Here is a 2,915-nt window from a genome sequence, read left to right on the forward strand (position 1 = left end):
TCGCCGGTGGTTCCCCGGGCGGTGAGGGCGGCGCAGATGGCAGCGACCGCGTGCAGCCCGCCGCCGGCGCTGTCGGCCACCGTGGCACCGGGCAGAGCCGGCCCGCCGTCGGCTGTCCGGCCCGAGCAGTGGAGGTAGCCCCCGACGGCCAGGTAGTTGAGGTCGTGGCCCGCCCAGTGGGCCCGGGGGCCCGTCTGGCCGAAGCCGGAGGTCGAGCACAGCACGATGCCCGGGTTGGCGGCCCGCAGCGCCTCGTAGCCGATGCCGAGGCGGTCCACGACGCCCGGTCGAAAACTCTCAATGACTACGTCGGCTTCGGCGGTCAGCCGTAGGAAGGCACTCCGTCCACCATCGGATTTGAGGTCCAGGAGGACGCGACGCATCCCCCGGTGGGCGCTGTATGCGTAGGCCGGCGGGGTGATGTGCACATCGGCGTCGCGGGGCACTGGACCCACCTTGATGACGTCTGCACCCCAGTCGGCCAGCCACCGGGAGGCGCGCACTGCGGGCCCCACCGAGGCGAGGTCAAGCACGGTGATTCCGTCGAGGAGAGGGCGATCGGTGGTCATGTCAGGGTCTGGTCGTTCTGGAGGATTCCGGTCAGAAGTTCTTGGGGAGGCCTAGGCCGCGGCGGGTGATGATGTTCTTCTGCACCTCGGAGGTGCCACCGCCGATGGTGTCCAGCACCGTGTAGCGGTAGGTCGACTCGGCCCGTCCGACCATCGGTGCTTCTTCGGTGCCCACCCTGAGTTGAGTGCCGGGGCCGCCCAGGTCCATTGAGGCGTCAGCCAGCACCTTGGAGAACTCGGTGGTAAACAGCTTGTACTCCGAGGCCTCGATGGTTGGGGGTGCGCCACCGGTGGCCTCGGCCTTCACCGAGGCGTCCACGACCCTAAGGCCCATGACCCGGGCCACCTCGGCGGTGGTGGCAAGCCGGGCGATCCGGGATCGCACCTTCGGGTCGTCTTTGAGTGGTTGGCCGTCGCGGGAGGCGGTGCGTACGTACTCGATGAGCAGGTCGAGGCGCTGCTTGACCGGTGAGAAAGTGAACATGGTGAACCGTTCGATGTCCAGGGCCTGGGAGATGTATTGAAACCCGTGGTCCAACTGGCCGACCACGTACTCATCGGGGACGAATACATCGTCGAAGAAGACGTCGTTGGTGCGCTCGTCGCCCATCGTCCAGATCCCCTGCACCGTGATGCCGGGATGGTCTAGCGGTACCAGGAACAGGGTGATGCCCGAGTGCTTGGGGGCGTCGGGGTTGGTTCGGGCGCCCACCCAGTACCACTCGGCGAAGTGGGCCGACGTGGTCCAGGTCTTCTGGCCGTTGAGGATCCAGCCGCCACTGGTCTCGGTGGCCTTGAGCTTCATGGCCGCGGCGTCCGAACCGGCCTCGGGTTCGCTGTAGCCGACCGCGAACTCCACCTCGTTGGCAAGGATCTTGGGTAGGAACTCCTCCTTGAGGAACTCTGAGCCGTGGGCGATCAGGGTCTTGCCGATGATGCCGACGCCCTTGCCGATCTGGGGGCCACCACGCGCGGCGAGGGCCTCGTTGAGGATGTACTCGTAGACGCCCTCGCCTTCCTGGCCGCCGTACTCCTTTGGCCAGGTGATGCCCAGCCAGCCCTGCTCGCCCATCTTCTTCATCAGCGCTCGGCGCTTGGGCGTGTCGACGATCTGGGCCATGTTTTCCCGGGTGGGGTCGAATACCTCGGGATCGTCATTGGCGTCGAGGAAGGCCTCGACCTCGGCCCGGAAGGCCTCTTGCTCAGGAGTGAAGTCGAAGTCCATGGGCGTCCGCTCTGAAGGAAGGTAATCTGACGGTCCGTCAGATAAGAACGGTATCGGAGGCGCAAGCCATGAACACGACCAGGGGAATCCTCGCCTATGGCGCCCACATTCCCTACTGGCGACTCGCCCGGTCCGAGATCGCCTCGGTCATGGGCGGGGCAGCTGGCCATGGCCACCGCGCCGTGGCCTCCTTCGACGAGGACACCACGACCATGGGAGTGGCCGCCGCACGTCGGGCATTGGCCACCACACCGGGAACCGCTCCCGACGCCCTCTGGTTCTCCACCGTGGCGCCGGCGTACCTTGACAAGACCAACGCCACGGTGGTGCACGCCGCCCTCCGACTCGACACCTCGATCCCTGCACTGGACTTCGGTGGTGCACAGCGATCGGCCGTGGGCGCCCTACGGGCCGGCCTCACCGGCCCGGGTCGAACTCTGGTGGTGGCGTCCGACATCAGGATCGGCCTACCCACCGGACCCGAGGACGGCGGGGGCGGTGACGGCGCGGCAGCCATTCTCACCGGATCGTCCGACGACGGCCCACTACTGGCCGAGTACCTGGGCGGGGCCACGGCCACTGGTGAATTCACCGACCGCTGGCGTACGCCGGGTAGCGCCCACTCCCGCACATGGGAGGACCGTTTCGGTGAGCAGGCCTATGTGCCCCTGGTCAGACAGGCATGGGCCGACGCCCTGGCTGCCACTGGCCTGAGCACAGACGACGTCACCGTCGCCGTAACTACCGGGCTCCACGACCGGGCTACCAGGAAGGCCGCTGCGGGCCTCGGGGTGGCCGTGGCCGACGACCGGTCGGCCACCGTGGGCAACACCGGGGCCGCCCACCCGGCCTTGCTGCTGGCCGATGTGCTGGACGACGCCGAGGCCGGTGCCGTGGTGGCTCTCGTAGTGCTGGCCGACGGCTGTGAGGTGCTGTTGTTCCGGGCCACCGACGCCCTTCCAGTTGGCCGGCCGGGCCACTCGGTGGCTGCCCAGTTGGAGGACAGGGCTGACGTGGCCTACGCCCGCTACCTGTCTTGGCGTGGCCTGTTGGAGGTCCAGCCCCCCAACCGGCCCGAGCCGAACCGACCTTCGTCATCGGCTGCCCTGCGCCGCACCGAC

General features: G+C 68.0%; 3 protein-coding genes. 1 reads left to right on the forward strand and 2 read right to left on the reverse strand.

The window, feature by feature from the left end; translation table 11 throughout:
* Positions 1-569: CoA transferase (locus MK181_10875; GenBank protein ID MCH2420300.1), on the reverse strand; the 569-nt coding region annotated here is incomplete at its 3' end.
* Positions 570-600: 31 nt separating this feature from the next.
* Positions 601-1,794, reverse strand: a complete 1,194-nt coding sequence (locus MK181_10880; GenBank protein MCH2420301.1) for an acyl-CoA dehydrogenase family protein — start codon at positions 1,792-1,794, stop codon at positions 601-603.
* Positions 1,795-1,862: 68 nt separating this feature from the next.
* Here MK181_10880 and MK181_10885 point away from each other — a divergent pair.
* A partial coding sequence (locus MK181_10885) for a hydroxymethylglutaryl-CoA synthase (GenBank protein ID MCH2420302.1) occupies positions 1,863-2,915 on the forward strand: 1,053 nt, incomplete at its 3' end.

The organism is Acidimicrobiales bacterium (genome assembly GCA_022452035.1).
Taxonomy (GTDB): Bacteria; Actinomycetota; Acidimicrobiia; order Acidimicrobiales; family MedAcidi-G1; genus UBA9410.